The following is an 18,312-nucleotide window of genomic DNA, read 5'->3' as shown; positions in this document are numbered from 1 at the left end:
CCCTCTCCCACAAGGGGAGAGGGTGCACCCGCCCAATCATTCTCCCTTCACGAACTTCGCAAACGCCTCCGCGTAATCCGGATGCCAGCGCGACAGCGCGGGCCGATTTTCGACGATGTCGCCGGCGGCCCATAGCATGCGCCGTTCGTCGAGTTGTCGTGGCACATCGTTGTCCGGGCACAGGATGTAGAAATCGCCAGCGTCGATGCGTGCGATCATGAAGTCGACGGTCTGCTCCGGCGTCCAGGCGCCGGGCGGCTTCTCGCTGCGGCCGCGCGCGGTCAGGGCCGTGAAGACGTGACCGGGGATCATCAGATGCGCGCTGATCTGGCAGCCCGGCAGGTTTCGCAATTCGTGCTGCAGCGCCTCCGTCTGCGCTTTCACGCCGGCCTTCGAGACGTTGTAGGCGGGATTGCCGGGCGGCGTGGTGATGCCCTGCTTGGAGCCGGTGTTGATCACGAGGCCGGGTCGCCCGCGTTCGACCATGTAAGGTACAAAAGCCTGCGTGCCGTGAATGACGCCCCACAGGTTCACCGCCAGAATGCGCTGCCAGTTCTCCAGCGGACCAAAGCTGTTGCTGTCGGGGCCGATGCCGGCATTGTTCATCAGGATGTCGGTACCGCCGAACCGCTTTTGCACCGCGGTTTCAAGTCCGGCCACGTCATCGAAGCGGCTGACGTCGACCGATGCCGTCATGATGTCCGCCGCGCCGCCCTTGGCGACAGACGCCAGTTTGGCCGCGGCCTCGGCGAGGCGCTCGGCGCCGATATCGGCGATGCACACCTTCATACCGAAGCCGGCGAAACGCGTCGCGGCAGCCAGCCCGATGCCGGAGGCGCCCCCGGTGATCACGGCAACATGATTTGGCGACATTGCGGGATGGGGCATCGTCATTCTCCGGACATATCTGAGGTATGGTTTCGCTGGACGGATACCCCAGACTACCATGGACGAACGGGCATGGGAGGTCTTCGCGTCGGCCGCTTTCGGCAAGCGTTCGGCTGCGTTACGGTTTCCCGCCCATCGTTATAGATAGTCAAATATAGCGACCACAAGAATCCTGACTTCAAGGGAGTGTAGACATGGCTGTCACACAGGCAATTCCGATCACCCGTCATCCCTATGCGGACGGCTCCTACAAGAAGATGCTGATCGACGGCCAATGGGTCGATGCCGCCTCCGGGAAGCGGTTCGAGACCCATAATCCGGCGACCGGCGAATTGCTCGCAACCGTCGCCGAAGGCGACGCGGAGGACATCAACCGCGCCGTGGCGGCGGCCCGCCGCGCCTTCGAGGGGCCGTGGAGCAAGGTCAAGCCGTATGAGCGGCAGAGCCTGTTGTTGAAGCTCGCCGATCTCGTCGAGAAGAATTTCGAGGAACTGTCGCAGCTCGACACGCTGGACATGGGCGCGCCGATCAGCCGCACCCGCGGCAACAAGCTGCGTGTGCTCGGCATGCTGCGCTATTACGCCGGGCAGGCGACGGCGCTGCACGGCGAAACCATCGAGAACTCGCTGCCCGGCGAGATCTTCTCCTACACGCTGAAGGAGCCGATCGGCGTCGTCGGTGCGATCATTCCCTGGAACGGACCGCTCGCCGCGACGGTCTGGAAGATCGGCCCCGCGATCGCAACCGGATGCACGGTGGTGCTGAAGCCTGCCGAGGAAGCGCCGCTGACCTCGTTGCGGCTCGCCGAGCTCTGCATGGAAGCCGGCGTTCCGCCCGGCGTCGTCAACGTCGTGCCCGGCTATGGCGAAACCGCGGGCGCTACGCTGGCTTCACATCCCGATGTCGACAAGGTCGCGTTCACCGGCTCGCATATCACGGGGCAATCGATCATCCGCGCCTCCGCCGGCAACCTCAAGCGCGTGTCGCTCGAACTCGGCGGCAAGTCACCCGACATCGTGTTCGCCGATGCCGATCTCGACGCCGCGGTGCCGGGCGCCGCGATGGCGGTGTTCGCCAATTCGGGCCAGATCTGCAGCGCCGGTACGCGGCTGTTCGTCGAACAGAAGGTCTATGACGAGTTCGTCGGCCGCGTCGCCGAATTCGGCAAGAAGCTGCAGGTCGGCAACGGGATCGATCCGAATACCCAGATCGGGCCACTGGTGTCGAAGGATCAGCTTGCGCGCGTCACCGGCTATCTCGACATCGGCCAGAAGGAGGGCGCCAAGGCGATGGTCGGCGGCGGCCGCCTGACCGAAGGCGCGCTTTCGAAGGGATTCTTCGTGCAGCCGACCGTGTTCGCCAATGTGCAGGACAATATGCGGATTGCGCAGGAAGAGATCTTCGGGCCGGTGATCTCGGCGATTTCCTTCAAGGACACCGATGAGTTGGTCAAGCGCGCCAATGCCACCACCTTCGGCCTTGGCAGCGGCGTCTGGACCACCAATGTCAGCAAGGCGCATCAGGTTGCGAAGGCGCTGCGCGCCGGCTCGGTCTGGGTCAACTGCTATCAGGCAATGGATCCGGCCGTGCCGTTCGGCGGCTACAAGATGAGCGGTTATGGCCGCGAGTCCGGCAAGCAGCACGTCGAGGAATATCTCAACGTCAAAGCGGTCTGGATCAAGACCGGTTAGCGCCGCGTAGGGACTGCGCACCCTCTCCCGCTTGCGGGGGAGGCATAGGCGGCCCATGGCCGCCGTTCTTTAGTAGAACGCCGATGCGGAGCATCGGCTGTGGGTGGGGGCTCTCTCCACGAGTCATAAGGTGGAGAGAGCCCCCACCCGGATCGCATCATCCGATGCGATCCGACCTCCCCCGCAAGCGGGAGAGGTGAAGAGAGTCTGCGGCGGCTTCGAGCCATCACTTTCTCTTTTACCGGCTGGCGGCCTTCTTCGGCCGCCCGATCTCCTTGCTCAGCGCCTCGAGCTCCTTGCGCGCGGCGCTGGCCGCATTGCGTTCGATCTTGCGATAGCGCGCAATCAACGACGTGCCGAACGGCGTCAGTACCGCGCCGCCGCCGTTCTTGCCGCCGGTTTGGCGCTCGACTGCGGCCTGCCGGCAGATGCGGTTGATTTCGTCGACCAGATCCCAGGCGCGCTTGTAGGACATGTCCATCGCGCGGCCAGCGGCCGAGATCGAGCCGCAGGCGCCGATACTCTCCAGCAACTGAATCTTGCCGGGTCCGATGCGTGCCTCGTCGGCCAGATCGATCCGGACGCTCAGCGAAGGCAGCGATCTGGCGTTCGTTTTCGGCATGGGCGACCTGCTCTCTTGCAGCGCGTGGCAAGATTGCCACCGGAGCCTTTTACGAACAAGCTGAAGCGGTTACATATCCGTATCAACACGGGGTTCTGGGTAAGACATGAAATATCCATCGCTGTTTTCGCCGCTCAAGGTCGGTCCCTATCAGCTCCGGCATCGTCTCGCATTGGCGCCGCTGACGCGGATGCGGGCGACCAAGCCCTCGCTGGCGCCGCGGCCGTTGAATGCGGAGTATTACGCGCAGCGCGCGACGCCGGGCGGATTGCTGATCGCCGAAGCCTCGCCCGTGATGGCGACGGGATTCGGCAGCCCCGGCGTGCCCGGCATCTATACGGAAGCGCAGATCGAAGGCTGGCGCGAGGTGGTCGATGCGGTTCATGCCAAGGGCGGAATTATTTTCCTGCAGCTCTGGCATGTCGGACGGGTCTCGCATTCCTCGTTCCAGCCGGGCGGCGTGCTGCCGGTGGCGCCATCGGCGGTGCCGATCGCCGATCTCAAGACCGGCACGGCCGATGGCAAGGCGGTGCTCTACGAGACGCCGCGCGCGCTCGAGACATCGGAAATACCAGTCATCATCGATGCCTATCGCCAGGCCGCGAAGAACGCGCTTGCTGCCGGCTTCGACGGCGTCGAGGTGCACGGCGCCAATGGCTATCTGATCGAGCAGTTTCTGCAGTCGCACACCAACCTGCGCACCGATCAGTATGGCGGCTCTATACCGAACCGCGTGCGTTTCCTGATGGAGGTGACGCAGGCAGTGGTCGAGGTCTGGGGCGCCGACCGCGTCGGCTTGCGGCTGTCGCCCTATGGCGTCGCCAATGGCAGCGGTGAACCGGACCCGATGTCGCTCTACACCTATGCTGTCGAGCAGCTCAATCCGCTTGGGCTGGCCTATCTGCATTTCATCGAGCCGCGCTCCTCCGGCGCCGGCCGCGCCGAGGTCAACCACCAGAACGTGCCGTCCGCGATGGTGCTGTTCCGCCCGATCTGGAAGGGCGTGCTGATCACCGCCGGCGGCTTCACCGGCGAGACCGCCGATGCGGCGATCCGGGACGGCCATGCCGATGCCGTCGCCTTCGGCCGCATCTTCATTTCGAATCCGGACCTGCCGCGGCGTTTGCAGCGCGGCTTCCCGCTGACGCCCTACAACCGCGCCACCTTCTACGGCGGCGACGTGGCAGGCTATACGGATTATCCGGAGCACGACGAGCTGGAGCAGGCGTGACCAGATCGTAGCCCGGATGAGCGAAGCGATATCCGGGGCCGGTATCAGCAGCGTTCCCGGATGTCGCTTCGCTCATCCGGGCTACAAGGGCTCGCCATGTTTCCGGAAGAGGAATTAGAGAAAAAGAAAACCAAGGCTGTCGCGCTCGGCAAACCCGCCGCCGGTCAATGCCTGTGCGGCAAGGTCGCCTTCGAGATCGACGTGCCGGCGCGCTGGGCCTGGCACGATCATTCGCCGTCGAGCCGCCGAGCGCATGGTGCGGCATATGCGACCTATGTCGGGAGCTGGCGCAAGCGTTTTCGGATCACCAGGGGCAAGACCAGCCTTGCACGGTACGAAGACGAGGCCACCAAGACCGTACGAAGCTTTTGCTCCAACTGCGGCACGCCGGTGGCCTATGAACGCCCGCGCTCGCCCCATATGGTCAATATTCCCCGCGCGCTATTCTCGGGCCGCACCGGCCGTCAGCCGCTCTATCACATCGCCATCGAGGAGCTGCAGGAATGGGCCTACACCGGCGAGCCGCTGGTGCCGCTGAAGGGATATCCCGGCGTGGTCTGGCAGCGCTCGAAAAAGAAGAAGCGGGCCGACCGTGAAGGGATGGTCTAGGGCGGCATGAGATCAGGTTGGGCCGTGACGACCTGACCATCTCGTGCCCCCGGCGCAAGCGGCCTGAGGGCTGCGAGCCGCGGCCCATTCTACTTTGCATGGGGTTGTTTTCGCGATTTTGTGTCCGGGGCCCCCGGTTCACCGCGCCGGGATGCGAAGTGTCCGCGCAGGGCAGCCATGACCTCGCTCCATTGCACACAACCCTCAAGTTTGATCATCTGCCTTTGCCTCGCACGTCGACGAAGCGGCGGGCGGGAGGAAAAATGAAGAACAAGATCACCGGCCGCTCCGCATTCCTTGCGCTGTTGAAGGACGAGGGCGTCACGCATCTGTTCGGCAATCCCGGCACCACCGAATTGCCGATCATGCACGCGCTGAAGGACCACCCCGACCTCACCTATGTGATGGCGATGCAGGAAAGCCTGGTCGTCGCCATGGCCGACGGTTTCAGCCGCGCGTCGGGCAAGCTCGTTGCCTGCAACGTCCATGTCGCGCCCGGCCTCGGCAATGCGATGGGCTCGCTCTACAACGCCAGTTTCACCGGCACGCCCCTGATCCTCACCGCCGGCCAGCAGGAGCAGGGCCACGGCCTGACCGAGCCGGTGCTCTATGGCCCGCTGGTGCAGATGGCGCAGCCTTTGGTGAAATGGGCGGTGGAAGTCACGCGGCTGGAGGATCTGCCGCGGATCGTGCGCCGCGCCGCCAAGATCGCGACCACGCCGCCGACGGGACCGGTCTTCATCTCGCTGCCGGGCGATATCCTCAATTCCGAAGCCGGCATCGAACTCGGCCGCTCGACCCGCGTCGATACAAGCGTCAAGCCGTCGGAAGAGGCGCTGCAGGCACTGACGGCGCGCATCCTGAGAGCCGAGCGGCCGGTGATCATCGTCGGCGACGAGATCGTCAAGAGCGATGCATTGCGCGAGGCCGCTGAACTGGCGGAAACGCTGGGCTGTCCGGCGTATCAGTCGTCGACGCCCTATGGCGCGCATTTCCTCTCCGAAAGCCCGTGCTTCATGGGCGCGATCGCGCGCATCCAGAAAATCGCCCGCGAGACGCTCGCGCCCTACGATCTCCTCATCGCGCTCGGCGGCGATCCCTTACGGATGTCGGTCTACAGCGAGACCGATCCGTTGCCGGACGGGTTATCGATCGTTCAGGTTGGACTGGTCGATCACGACCTCGCCAGGAATTACGGCGTGGACATCGCGCTGAAGGCCGACGTGAAGGAGACTTTACGGGCGCTGGTGCCGGCACTGAAGACCGCCGGCGGCAGCGGGCTGCAGGCGCGTGCACGCCGTGGATTGGACACGTTGGCGTCGAAGAACTGGACAGCCCGGCGCAAGCCGCTGATCGAACAAATTTCGAAGCATGCCAAGACCTCGCCGATCGATCCGGACTGGCTGGCGCTGCAGGTGGTCGAGGCGATGCCTGATAACGCGATCCTGGTCGACGAGGGACTGACGTCGTCGCGGCAGATGATCGCGCTGCGTCCGCATCGCGATCGCTATGGCTATCACGCGCTGGCCTCGGGCGGCATCGGCTGGGGATTGCCGGCGTCCGTCGGCGTCAGTCTCGCCAATCCGCAGCGGCCGGTCGTCTGTTACTCCGGCGATGGCAGCTCGATGTATTCGATCCAATCGCTGTGGACCGCGGCGAACCACAAGCTGCCGCTGACATTCGTGATCGTGAACAATGGCGGCTACCGCATCATCAAGCAGCGGCTGCTCGCCTTCCATGGCGACGATCATTACGTCGGCATGGATTTTGTGGATCCGCCGGTAGATTTTACCGGCGTTGCCAGATCGCTGGGGCTTGAGGCGACGAAGGTGACCGATCCCGGCGAGTTGAAGTCGGTGTTGTCGTCGGCCTTCAGCCGCCCGGGTGCGAAGCTGATCGAAGTGGTCGTGAGCAATTCGGTGAATTGATTACCCCCGTCATTGCGGGCGAAGCGAAGCAATCCATCTTGCGGCATAACGGAAGCATGGATTGCTTCGTCGCGGAGCCTGTCATCGGGCCGGCCGAAGACCGGACCCGTTGGCTCCTCGCAATGACGCGTGGAGGAATCGTAGGGTGGGCAAAGCGAAGCGTGCCCACCATTCGCAAGCGCGATGCGGATAGATGGTGGGCACGGCGCTAAGTGCGCCTTTGCGCACCCTACAAGTTATTCCGCAGCCGCTGCCTTCGGCCCAACACGATACCTCGCCGCCGGATGCTGCTCCGTCAGCCGCGCACGGCCCTTGCCGAACAGCTTCTCCCGCAACGTCCCCTCGGCATACTCGCTCTTGTACCGCCCGCGCCGCGTCAGTTCCGGCACCAGCATGTCGGCGATATCCTCGAAATCGCCGGGCGAGGTGGCGAAGGCGACGTTGAGGCCGTCGACGTCGGTCTGCTCGAACCAGGCCTCGATATCGTCGGCAACCTTCTCGGGCGTGCCGACCACGACCGGGCCAGCGCCGCCGATCCCGACATGCTCTACGACCTCGCGCACGGTCCAGACCCTGTCAGGATCGGCGCGCGTGACGTTATCAAGCGCGGTGCGGCCGGCATCGTTTTGGACATGGCGCACCTGCTGCTCGAGGTCGTAATTCGAGAAATCGACGCCCATCCAGCCCGACATCAGCGCGAGCGCCCCCTCGGGCGCGATGTGTTTGCGGTAGTCGGCGTATTTCGCCTTTGCTTCGGCCTCGGTGCGGCCGAGAATGATCGTCATCATCGAGAACATCAGGATTTCAGCCGGGTTGCGCCCGATCTCCTGCGCCAGCGCCCGGATCGCGGCCACCCGAGGACCGATGATCTTGGCCGAGGGCCCCGACATGAACACGCATTCGGCATGCTGGGCGGCGAATTGCCGGCCACGCGGCGAGGTACCGGCCTGATACAGCACTGGCGTGCGCTGTGGCGACGGTTCGCTCAAATGAATGGCGTTGAGCCGGTAATTGTTGCCTTCGTGCTGGATGCGATGAACCTTGGAAGGATCCGCAAAAACGCCGCGCGCGCGGTCGCGCAGCACGGCGCCGTCCTCCCAGCTTCCCTCCCAGAGCTTGTAGACCAGCTCCATATATTCATCCGCGATCTCGTATCGGTCGTCATGCGCGGTTTGCTTGTCCTTGCCGGCGCCGCGGGCGGCGCTGTCGAGATAGCCGGTCACCACGTTCCAGCCGACGCGGCCCTCGGTGAGATGATCGAGCGTCGACATGCGCCGCGCAAACGGGTAGGGCGGCTCGAAGGAGAGATTGCTGGTGACGCCGAAGCCGAGATTCTGCGTCACCGCCGCCATCGCCGGGATCAGCATCAAGGGTTCGTTGGCTGGCGTCTGCGCGGCGTTGCGCAGCGCCGCGTCCGGGCTGTTGCCGAACACGTCGTAGACGCCGAGCACGTCGGCGAGAAACAGTCCGTCGAACCGGCCGCGCTCCAGCGTTTTCGCCAGATCGAGCCAGTAGGGCAGGCGGTTGTAGCCGAGGGTGCGGTCGCGCGGATGGGTCCAGAGCCCCGGCGATTGATGCGCCACGCAGTTCATGGCGAAGGCGTTGAGCCGGATTTGTTTTGTCATGAAGCTAGCCTCGAATGTGCGCAAGAGTTCCCTCGCGCATCCGCCCGCTTAAACGCCGGGCTGTTGCCCGAAATTGTTGCATCCCCGCTGCGTTTGGCAAGACCCCATTCGGCACGCCCTGCCACTTCCAGCGAGCGGCTTATCCCGATAGGTTGCTGCCAAACACGGCAACGAACAAAGGAAGAAAATATGGCTGACAGGGCCGCCGCGGTGGCGCGGGCACGCGAGTATCTCCATTCCGGCGCGTTTCTCGCCGAACTAGGCCGCAGGGTTGGATATAAGACCGAGAGCCAGAATCCCGGCTGCGAGGACGCGTTGCGCGCCTATCTCGTCGAGGACCTTCAGCCTGCTTTCGCCGCGCTCGACTTCTCCACCCGCCTGATCGAATCGCCTTCCGGCAGGGGTCCGTATCTGCTGGCGGACTATCGCGAAGATGCTTCGCTGCCGACGGTGCTCACCTATGGCCATGGCGATGTCGTCGATGGCATGGAAGGCGAGTGGCGCGACAATCTCGATCCCTGGAAAATCACCACCAAAGGCGAGCGCGTCTATGGCCGCGGTACCGCCGACAACAAGGGCCAGCACAGCATCAATCTCGCGGCACTCCGCGCCGTGCGCGAGACCCGCGGCGGCAAGCTTGGCTTCAACGCCAAATTCATCATCGAGACCGGCGAGGAGATCGGCTCGCCCGATCTGCGGCAGGTCTGCGAGGCCCACCGCGAGGAGTTGAAGGCCGATCTGTTCCTGGCGTCTGACGGGCCGCGGCTGTCGATAGAACGCCCGACCATTTTCCTCGGCTGCCGTGGCGGCAACCGCATTCATCTCGACGTCAATCTGCGTGAGGGTGGCAATCATTCCGGCAATTGGGGCGGCGTACTCGCCAATCCCGCGACGATCCTTTGCAATGCCATCGCGAGCCTCGTCGACGGCAAGGGGCGGATGAAGCTCGATGCGCTGAAGCCGCCGCGGATATCGAACGCCGTTCGCGCGGCGCTAGCGGACGTGAAGATCGAGCCGACCGCGGATGAGCCGGCGCTGGCGGCCGACTGGGGCGAAGAGGGACTGACGCCAGCCGAGCGGCTGTTCGCCTGGAATACGCTGGAAGTTCTGGCGATGTCGTCGGGGAATATCGAGAAGCCGGCGAACGCGATTCCCGGGCACGCCAACGCCGTGCTGCAGCTTCGCTTCGTCGTCGGCACCAGATACGAAGAAGTCGTCGACGCCGTGCGCGCGCATCTGCATGCCAATGGCTTTCCGATGGTGCAGGTCAGCGGCGCACAGCGCTTCGCCGCCTCGCGCACTGATGTCGACAGCCCCTGGGTGAACTGGACGGCGAACTCGATCCTGAAGACGACGGGCAAGGCGCCGGCGATCCTGCCGAATTTCGGGGGCTCGCTGCCGAACGACGTATTTGCCGAAGGCCTGGGGCTGCCGACGATCTGGGTGCCGCATTCCTATGCCGGCTGCTCGCAGCACGCGCCGGATGAGCACATTCTACTGCCGGTGACGGAGGAGGCGCTGGCGATCATGGCAGGGATCTTCTGGGACCTCGGCGAGAAGAAGCGAGCATTCTAGAAGATAGGCCGGTTCAGACCTAACCTCGCCCCGCTTGCGGGGAGAGGTCGGATCGCTATTGCGATCCGGGTGAGGGGGCACCGGACTTACCGCGTGCATCACTCGCGGATGGAGCCCCTCACCCCGACCCTCTCCCCGCGAAGAGCGGGGAGAGGGAGTGAGAGACCTCACGCCCCCTCATCCAGCGCGACCATTTCGCGCTTCTTGCGCAGGGCCGGCAGCAGCGGGCCGACCAGCAGCACGACCGCCAGCGCGAGGCAGGCGGCCGAGATCGGCCGCTCGATGAAGGTCATCAGATTACCTTGCGAGAGGATCAACGATTTGCGCAAATTGTTCTCCAGCATCGGTCCCAGCACGAAGGCCAGCACCAATGGCGCTGGCTCGTAGCCGAGCTTGCGCATGAAATAGCCGATGATGCCGAACGCGATCATCACATAGACGTCGAACACGTTATTGCTCGAGCAATAGACGCCGATGATGGTGAACAGGATGATCAGCGGAAACAAGATATTGTACGGCAGCTTGAGCAACTGAACCCACATGCCGATCATCGGCAGGTTCAGCACCAGCAGCATCAGGTTGCCGATATACATGCTGGCGACGATGCCCCAGAACAGGCCCGGGTTCTGCGTGATCATCAGCGGGCCCGGCTGCAGCCCGTGAATGACGAAGGCGCCGAGCAGCAGCGCCATCACCACGTTCGGTGGAATGCCGAGCGTCATCAGCGGAATGAAGGCGCCGCCGGCGGCGGCATTGTTGGCGGCCTCCGGTCCCGCCACGCCCTCGATGGCGCCGTTGCCGAACCGCTCCGGTGTCTTGGATAGCCGCTTCTCCAGCGCATACGAGCCGAACGAGGCGACGACCGCGCCGCCGCCCGGCAAAATGCCGAGAAAGAATCCCATGATCGTTCCGCGCGACATCGGGCCGGCGCTGGCCTTCCAGTCCGCTCGGCTCGGCAACAGATGCGTGATCCTGGCGTTGATGACGTCGCGCTTGATGACCTGTTCGGTGTTGAGCAATACTTCGGCGACGCCGAACAGGCCCATGACGACCGGCACCAGGCCAATGCCGTCGATCAGTTCGACCCGGCCGAAGGTCAGGCGCGGCTGTGCGGTGATGCTGTCGAGCCCGATCAGGCCGAGCACGATGCCGATGCAGGCCATCAACAGCGCTTTCGCCATCGAGCCCTGCGTCAGGAAGGTGAGCACAACGAGGCCGAGCACCATTAGGCTGAAATATTCGGCCGGACCGAAGGCGATCGCGACGCTGGCGAGCTTGGGCGCCACCAGCATCAGCGCGATCAGCGCGAAGGTGCCGGCGATGAACGAGCCGAACGCGGCGATGCCGAGTGCCGGACCGGCGCGGCCCTGTTTCGCCATCTGATGCCCGTCGATGCAGGTGACGACGGAAGCGGCTTCGCCGGGAATGTTGACCAGGATCGAGGTGGTCGAGCCGCCATACATCGAGCCGTAATAGATGCCCGCCATCATGATGATGCCGGATTCCGGCGTGCCTGACAGCGTGATCGGCAACAGCAGCGACATCGCCGAGATCGGGCCGATGCCGGGCAGCACACCGACCAGCGTGCCGATAAAGACGCCGATGAAACAGTAGATCAGATTGACTGGCTGAAGAGCGACGCCAAAGCCATGCGCGACGTTGATGAGCGTGTCCATGGTGCGTCAGCCGATTTCAAAGATGCCGGAAGGCAGTTGGATCAGGAGCAAGCGTTTGAGGATCCACCACATGCCGAGCGGGACCAGCACGGCGATCGGGATCGCAAGCTGCCAGCGCACCGGGTCGATCAGCCGCAACAACAGCAGCATCAGCGGGATCGACGACAGCAGGAAGCCGAGCGGATTGAGCGCAAAAGAAAACGCGGTGAGACAGGCGATGACGATCACTGGCTTGGTCCAGCGCGTGTTCTGCCAGCGCGAGCCGAAGGTCGGTCCGCCCTCGGTGAGCGCCGCGATGATGATCGAGACGGCGAACAGGCACATCAGGATGCCGGTATAGAACAGGACGTAGCCCGATCCGGGATCGTTGATGGTGCCGAGCTTCAGCTTGAGCCCGGACCAGATCACGAAGCCGCCGAGCGCAAGCCCGATCAGCCCGCCCCACAGTTCGGAGTTGTTGAGGCGGAATTTGACGTTGGATTGATCACTCATTGATACACTCTCTCAGCCGTTCCCCGGACGCTGCGCAGTGCCGTTAGCGCGTTTACGCGCGTCTTGACGCGCTATGGCGGAGCGCTGCAGAGCCGGGTCCATGTGTTTGCAAGTGTAGCGTATGCGGGTGCAGTGGGTCCCGGCTCCGCGGAGCAGCGTTGCACGCTGCACCGCGTCCGGGACGTGGCAGGAGTTCAGTTCGTCTTCTTCGCCAGTCCGAGCTTGTCGATCACCTTGCGCTCGGACTCGGTAACTTCGACGACGAACTTCTTGTAGTCTTCCGTGTTCTTGTAGTTCGGCACCATGTCGAATTTGGCGAGCGTGGCGATCACGGCCGGATCATCAAGTGCCTTCTTGAAGGCGTCGTGCAGCTTGGCGACGATCTTCGGATCCATGCCCTTCGGCCCGGCGATGCCGAACGGGGAATCATAGACCATGGGATAGCCGAGCTCCTTCAGCGTCGGCACCTCGGGGTAGTTCGGCGAACGCGCCGAGGTCCACACCATCAGAAGCCGCAACTTGCCGGCGTCGACCAGCGGCCGCCAGCCGGTCGAATCCGCCTGCAGCATGGTGTGCTGTCCGAGCACCGCGGCGTTGGTTTCCGCGCCGCCCTTGAACGGCACCTGCGTCAGCTTGATGCCGGCCATGGACGCCATCTGCTCCATGCCGATATGCAGCGACGTGCCGGCGCCCGGCGTCGCGTAGGTCACCTTGCCGGGATTTTGCTTGGCGTAGTCGATCACGTCCTGCCAGGTCTTGAATGGCGACTCGGCGCTGGTGGTGACGCCGAAGGTGTAGCCGGTGAGATGAACGATGTAGGTGAAGTCCTTGTCGGGATTCCAGGAGACTTCCTGCATCAAGGGCAGGCGAAACACCGTGATCGGAATCTGCGCGATGGTGTAGCCGTCCGGCTTTCCCGCCGCCGCCATGGTGGCCGGGCCGACAGTGCCGCCGCCACCGGCCTTGTTGTCGATGGCGATCGGCTGTCCAAGCACCTTGGATGCGCTTTCGGCGATCGCCCGCATCGAGATATCGGTCGAGCCCCCCGCGGGCCACGGGACGATCAGCGTGATCGGTTTGGTGGGATATTCCTGCGCGCCGGCGGTTGCTGAGACCAGCATCCCGAGGGCGACGACGGCGATCGTCAGACGACCAAGTGGAAATACACGTCGAAACGCAAATCGAAACATATGCAACACTCCCCTGCGGCTTCCCTTGATACCGGAGCCGCTTGTTTTCTTTCCCGCGCGCGATCTTCCCTGAAATCGCCCTGGAAGAAAAGCTTGTTGGCCGCGGTGGCTCGCGCCATCCGCGCCGCAACAAGCTGGAAATGATGCATGCGACAATTGGTCTGCTGCGGCATCCCGGATTGCGGAATTTCGGTGGCGCCGCATCGTGCATGTTTTGGCCAAGATATGGCGCGGATCGGCCCGGGCGGTCGGTTCCGCTCGTTTGCAACGTTGTTGCCCGTCAGGCGGCGCGGCGCAGGGCAAACGCGCTCGCCGTGGTGACCGAGCGCTTGCACTCGATCATGTCAGCCGTCAGCCGCGCGCTGCCGCATGCCAGCGTCCAGCCGAGCATGCCGTGGCCTGAATTGATGAAGAGGCCGTCGAGCGGCGACCAGCCGATGATCGGCCGGCTGTCGGGCGTCGTCGGACGAAGCCCGCACCAGGGCTCGACGTCGCCCGTCGCTTCGATCCCAAGCAATTCGGCTGAAGCGCGGCGCAACACGTCGAGGCGTTCTGCATCGATCGTGGTGCCGCGTTCGAGATCGGCAATGCCGGCAACCCTGATGGCGGTACGGTCATCGCGCGCCAGCGGGGCAAACACCAGTTTGCGCTCCATATCGGTAACGCTGTGCCGAAGCACGGGCGCCCCCGTCGCCGGTGAAAGGGTGATGCTGTAGCCCTTGAGCGGATAGATCGGCAGATGGAATCCGCACGCTTTCGCAAATGCAGCCGATGCCGCGCCCATGCACAAAACGAAATGATCCGCCTGCACATGGCCTTTGTCCGTGTCGATGGCCACCAGCCGGCCGCCGGATCGAACCGGCCCGCGAACTTCTGTGCCGAGTACCCATTCGACGTTGCGTTGCCGTTTCAGTCGGGACGTGAGGCCCGCGCAAAATGCCGCGCAATCGCCGACCTGCTCCGAGGCTGTGAAAATGCCGCCTGCGAGTTCGCCGGCATCGAGCCTGAGCGCGGGCTCGAGCGAAAGGCATTCCGCCGGCGTCAATGCCTGTTGGCCATCCTCGCCGGGATTCGCGGTGATCGCGCGCCGAGCTGCGTCGAATTCGCTCTGGCGCCGGAATATGACGAGCTTGCCGGCGGTTCGCAATCCGAATGAGAGCATCAGGCTTTGCGACAGCCGCGCCAGTTCGCTTCGGCTCAAGGCGGCGAGCGCGAGCTGCGCTGCAACGGTCTCGCGCACGGCTGCCGGCCGGCAGGCGAAGAGGAAGCGCAGGCCCCAGGAGATCAAGGCTGGATCGAGGCCGGCGCGGATGCGCATCGGCGATTCCGGCGACAGCAGCAGCGACGGCAGCTTCTTCAGGGTTGCCGGCGACGCCAGCGGCGCCACGAACGCGTAAGAGAGCTGGGCGCCGTTGGCGGCGCTGGCATCTTTCGCGGTGGAAGTGTGCCGATCGACGATGACGACGTCGTGGCCGGCCTCGGCAAGGCACCATGCGGTCGTCAGTCCGATGACGCCGGCGCCCAGTACACAGATTTTCATCTCTGGTCTCATCCTGATGATCGACCGATCGAAGCCATGAGCCGATCGGGCGAAGGGGTTGTCACCCACCAGGTTTAAGGCGTCCGAACGCCGCCATTGATGCCAAGTCTGCATGATGCAAAATTTGCATAACCTGTCGGCGGCGTGGCAGGCTAATGAAGGCGAGGACATCGGCGGCGGATCGCGGAACGGCTGACATGGGCGGGCAAGGAATCAGGGAAATTGCCGCAGAGACGGCGGCGACGCGGGGCGATGCAAAGCTTGCATTGGTCATGCCGCAGCCCGATCCGCTACGTTTGCCGGCATGGGGCATCACATTTCCTGTTCTCAACCAGCGCCGGTGGGCGTCCGCTTCCATGGGCTGCCCGAAGGCGGTTATCGCGGCCGTGGCGCTGCGATCGCCTGCAAAGCGAGGAGTGTGATGGAGCTTCGCTGGCTGCAGGATTTTCTGATGGTGGCCGAGACCGGCAATTTCACCCGCGCGGCTGAAAGGCGGAATACGTCGCAGGCTGCCTTCAGCCGCCGCATCAAGTCGCTGGAAGCCTGGCTCGGCTTCGACCTGATCGACCGCAGCGTCTACCCGACGCAGCTCACGCCGCAAGGCGAGCGCTTCCGTGAGCATGCCGGCGAACTGCTGCGGCAGATGCTCGACAGCCGTCTCGAGCTTGGCGGCAAGCCGCTTCACCGCAACGAGCACATCCGCATCGCGCTGCCGTTCGCGATGGCCACCGCGCGATTGCCGCAATGGTGGCAGGCCTGGTCACAGGAGCGGCGATTGAGCTGTTCGGTGGTCGTGGGCAACATCCACGATCTCGTAACCTCGCTGGTCTCCGAGAATGTGGACCTGATGATCTGCTACCACCACGCGCAGCAACCGATCCATCTCGACCCGGATCGTTACGAGCGTGTGATCCTCGGCACAGAGTTCCTGCGACCCTATGCCAGCGAGGCGCTGGTGGCGAAGGGCGGCGCATCGCTGCCGGGACGGGCGTCGCATCCGGTGCCGCTCTTGATGTATTCGCCCGGCGTCTACTTTGCCCGCCTGGTCGATCTCATCCTGGAGAATGCCCCGATTTTCGGCGTCCGGGTCATCGAAAGCGACATGTCGGACGTATTGTGCGGGATGGCGCTCGGCGGGCGCGGCGTGGCTTGGTTAACGGAGGGCACCGCGGCGGCTTCGGGCCGAAAGCGGCTGGTCCCGATCGGTGGCGACAAATGGGCGTTGCCTTTGTCTTTAGTCGCATTCAGGGGTCGAATGCATGATGGCCAACGGGCACTAAATCTGTTTTGGTCCGAATTGTGCAGGCATAGTGCCGCGCATGCCGGAGGCGGTCTTGCCAGGACAGGCTCGAGACCGCCGGCCAAACGGCCCGGCAAGTTGCTGAGTTAGGGTGGATGAGCAATCATCTGAAACCTTTTGAGGGAGAAGTTACGTGAAACACCGTCAGATTATCGGCTGTCTGCTCGCGGGTGCGTTGTGCGCCACTCCGGCAATGGCCCAGGAACTCACCGGGACGCTGAAAAACGTCAAGGAGACCGGCGCGATCACGCTCGGCTTCCGCGACTCGTCGATTCCGTTCTCCTATCTCGACGACAACCAGAAGCCGGTCGGCTACGCGATGGACATCTGCTACAAGATCGTCGATGCCGTGAAGAAGGAGCTCAAGCTCGACAAGCTCGAGGTCAAGCTCAACCCGGTGACGTCGTCGACCCGTATTCCGCTGCTCGCCAACGGCACCATCGATCTCGAATGCGGCTCGACCACCAACAACGCCGAGCGTCAGAAGCAGATTTCCTACACCAACACCCACTTCCTGACCGCCAGCCGCTACGTCACCAAGAAGGCGAGCAAGATTAACGCGATCGACGACCTCAAGGGCAAGTCGGTGGTCTCCACCGCCGGCACCACCAACATCAAGCAGCTTACCGAGGCCAACGCAGCACGCGGCCTCAACATCAACATCATCCCGGCCAAGGATCACGCCGAGGCGTTCCTGATGGTCGAGACCGACCGCGCGGTGGCCTTCGTGATGGACGACATCCTGCTGGCGAGCCTGGTTGCCGGCTCGAAAGCGCCGGACGACTACACGATCTCCAAGGATGCGTTCTCCAAGCCGGAGCCCTACGGCATCATGCTGCGCAAGGATGATCCGGCGTTCAAGAAGGTGGTCGATGCGGCGACCTCGGCCCTCTATACCGGTGGCGAGGCGCAGAAGATCTACGACAAGTGGTTCACGCAGAAGATCCCGCCGAAGGGGCTGAACCTCAACACGCCGATCAGTGCTGAACTCAAGAACGAATTCGCCAAGCCGTCGGACTCGCCAGATCCGGATTCGTATAAGTAAGTTGCAATCCTCATGGCGCGAGGCGGCGCGTTAGCGCCGTCTCGAACCGGGATGCCACAGTTGAGCGTCTAATCAGAAGAGTCCGGCCATTTTGCAGTGACGAATGGCCGGACTTTTGCATAAGCGTTAGCGACCAAGGCTTTGCCGGCGTTTTCCGTAGGGTGCTTCGTGAACTATAATTGGAACTGGCACATCTTCTTCGAGCCGAACCCGACCGGGGCGGGCACCTATCTCGACCTGCTGGTGTCGGGGCTATGGCTGACCATCAAGACGGCGCTGCTGGCCTGGATCATCGCGCTGATCTTCGGCACCATCATCGGCATCCTGCGCTCGCTACCGTCGAAGGCGGCGTCGTGGATCAGCTTTTGCTACGTCGAATTCTTCCGCAACATGCCGCTCTTGGTGCAGCTGTTCCTCTGGTTTTTCGTGCTGCCGGAACTGTTGCCGCGCACCGCGGGGCTTTGGTTGAAGCAGCTTCCCAACGCGCCGTTCTGGACCGCGGCGATCGGGGTCGGCCTGTTCATGTCGGCGCGCGTCGCCGTGCAGCTTGCGGCCGGCATCGCCTCATTGCCGCGCGGGCAGAAGCAGGCCGCGACCGCGCTTGGGCTGACGACCACGCAGGGCTACCGCTACGTGCTATTGCCGATGGCGTTTCGCATCATCATGCCGCCGCTCACCTCCGAATTTCTCAACACCGTCAAGAACACCTCCGTCGCCATCACCATCGGCCTGATTGAGCTGACCGGCCAGGCGCGGGCGATGCAGGAGTTTTCGTTCCAGGTGTTCGAGGCCTTCACCGCCGCGACCATCATGTATCTCGCGATCAACATCATCGTCGTCACTGGCATGCGCTTCCTCGAACGCAGCCTGGCGATCCCCGGCTACATCACGGGGAAATGA

At 63.6% G+C, this 18,312-nt stretch carries 15 protein-coding genes; 8 read left to right on the top strand and 7 right to left on the bottom strand.

What is annotated here, in order from left to right; all coding sequences use genetic code 11:
* Window positions 1–36: 36 nt before the first annotated feature.
* Window positions 37–888: an SDR family NAD(P)-dependent oxidoreductase gene (locus CQ14_RS27580; protein WP_057860969.1), complete on the bottom strand. Its 852-nt coding sequence runs from the start codon at window positions 886–888 to the stop codon at window positions 37–39.
* A 194-nt stretch (window positions 889–1,082) separates the two neighbouring features.
* On the opposite strand from CQ14_RS27580, the gene CQ14_RS27575 reads away from it, so the two are divergent.
* Window positions 1,083–2,579 (top strand): aldehyde dehydrogenase family protein, encoded by a 1,497-nt coding sequence (locus tag CQ14_RS27575; RefSeq protein WP_057860968.1) that lies wholly within the window; start codon window positions 1,083–1,085, stop codon window positions 2,577–2,579.
* A 238-nt stretch (window positions 2,580–2,817) separates the two neighbouring features.
* Here the strand turns inward: CQ14_RS27575 and CQ14_RS27570 are convergent, their stop codons facing one another.
* A complete protein-coding gene (locus CQ14_RS27570; RefSeq protein ID WP_057860967.1) occupies window positions 2,818–3,201 on the bottom strand; it encodes a winged helix-turn-helix domain-containing protein in 384 nt (127 codons plus the stop codon).
* Between the two features lie 106 nt (window positions 3,202–3,307).
* On the opposite strand from CQ14_RS27570, the gene CQ14_RS27565 reads away from it, so the two are divergent.
* The 3 genes from CQ14_RS27565 (at window position 3,308) to CQ14_RS27555 (ending at window position 6,969) form a co-directional block, all read left to right on the top strand.
* On the top strand, window positions 3,308–4,432 hold the full coding sequence (locus CQ14_RS27565; protein ID WP_057860966.1) for an alkene reductase: 1,125 nt from the start codon (window positions 3,308–3,310) through the stop codon (window positions 4,430–4,432).
* Between the two features lie 96 nt (window positions 4,433–4,528).
* A complete protein-coding gene (locus tag CQ14_RS27560; RefSeq protein ID WP_057860965.1) occupies window positions 4,529–5,041 on the top strand; it encodes a GFA family protein in 513 nt (170 codons plus the stop codon).
* A gap of 263 nt (window positions 5,042–5,304) precedes the next feature.
* Window positions 5,305–6,969 (top strand): thiamine pyrophosphate-binding protein, encoded by a 1,665-nt coding sequence (locus CQ14_RS27555; RefSeq protein WP_057860964.1) that lies wholly within the window; start codon window positions 5,305–5,307, stop codon window positions 6,967–6,969.
* 236 nt (window positions 6,970–7,205) lie between these two features.
* On the opposite strand, the gene CQ14_RS27550 is transcribed toward CQ14_RS27555, so the two are convergent.
* Window positions 7,206–8,594, bottom strand: coding sequence for an LLM class flavin-dependent oxidoreductase (locus CQ14_RS27550; protein ID WP_057860963.1), 1,389 nt, complete (start codon window positions 8,592–8,594; stop codon window positions 7,206–7,208).
* 189 nt (window positions 8,595–8,783) lie between these two features.
* Here CQ14_RS27550 and CQ14_RS27545 point away from each other — a divergent pair, with 189 nt between their 5' ends.
* Window positions 8,784–10,169: a M20 family metallopeptidase gene (locus CQ14_RS27545; RefSeq protein ID WP_057860962.1), complete on the top strand. Its 1,386-nt coding sequence runs from the start codon at window positions 8,784–8,786 to the stop codon at window positions 10,167–10,169.
* A 167-nt stretch (window positions 10,170–10,336) separates the two neighbouring features.
* Here the strand turns inward: CQ14_RS27545 and CQ14_RS27540 are convergent, their stop codons facing one another.
* From CQ14_RS27540 to CQ14_RS27520, 4 genes are all read right to left on the bottom strand, one after another.
* Window positions 10,337–11,845, bottom strand: coding sequence for a tripartite tricarboxylate transporter permease (locus CQ14_RS27540; protein ID WP_057860961.1), 1,509 nt, complete (start codon window positions 11,843–11,845; stop codon window positions 10,337–10,339).
* Between the two features lie 6 nt (window positions 11,846–11,851).
* Window positions 11,852–12,337, bottom strand: a complete 486-nt coding sequence (locus CQ14_RS27535; protein WP_057860960.1) for a tripartite tricarboxylate transporter TctB family protein — start codon at window positions 12,335–12,337, stop codon at window positions 11,852–11,854.
* Window positions 12,338–12,531: 194 nt separating this feature from the next.
* Window positions 12,532–13,458: a tripartite tricarboxylate transporter substrate binding protein gene (locus CQ14_RS27530; RefSeq protein WP_057860959.1), complete on the bottom strand. Its 927-nt coding sequence runs from the start codon at window positions 13,456–13,458 to the stop codon at window positions 12,532–12,534.
* Between the two features lie 349 nt (window positions 13,459–13,807).
* Window positions 13,808–15,067 carry an FAD-dependent oxidoreductase gene (locus CQ14_RS27520; protein WP_057860957.1) on the bottom strand — a complete coding sequence of 420 codons (1,260 nt, stop codon included), beginning with the start codon at window positions 15,065–15,067 and terminating at the stop codon, window positions 13,808–13,810.
* 421 nt (window positions 15,068–15,488) lie between these two features.
* Here CQ14_RS27520 and CQ14_RS27510 point away from each other — a divergent pair, with 421 nt between their 5' ends.
* The 3 genes from CQ14_RS27510 (at window position 15,489) to CQ14_RS27500 (ending at window position 18,312) form a co-directional block, all read left to right on the top strand.
* Window positions 15,489–16,457 (top strand): LysR family transcriptional regulator, encoded by a 969-nt coding sequence (locus tag CQ14_RS27510; RefSeq protein WP_063800431.1) that lies wholly within the window; start codon window positions 15,489–15,491, stop codon window positions 16,455–16,457.
* Window positions 16,458–16,560: 103 nt separating this feature from the next.
* Window positions 16,561–17,412 (top strand): amino acid ABC transporter substrate-binding protein, encoded by an 852-nt coding sequence (locus tag CQ14_RS27505; RefSeq protein ID WP_156435507.1) that lies wholly within the window; start codon window positions 16,561–16,563, stop codon window positions 17,410–17,412.
* A gap of 168 nt (window positions 17,413–17,580) precedes the next feature.
* The gene (locus CQ14_RS27500) at window positions 17,581–18,312 is read left to right on the top strand and encodes an amino acid ABC transporter permease (RefSeq protein ID WP_057860954.1); all 732 of its coding nucleotides are present in this window, start codon (window positions 17,581–17,583) and stop codon (window positions 18,310–18,312) included.

Source organism: Bradyrhizobium lablabi, from assembly GCF_001440475.1.
GTDB lineage: Bacteria > Pseudomonadota > Alphaproteobacteria > Rhizobiales > Xanthobacteraceae > Bradyrhizobium > Bradyrhizobium lablabi.
This window is presented reverse-complemented; position numbering and strand designations above follow the sequence as displayed.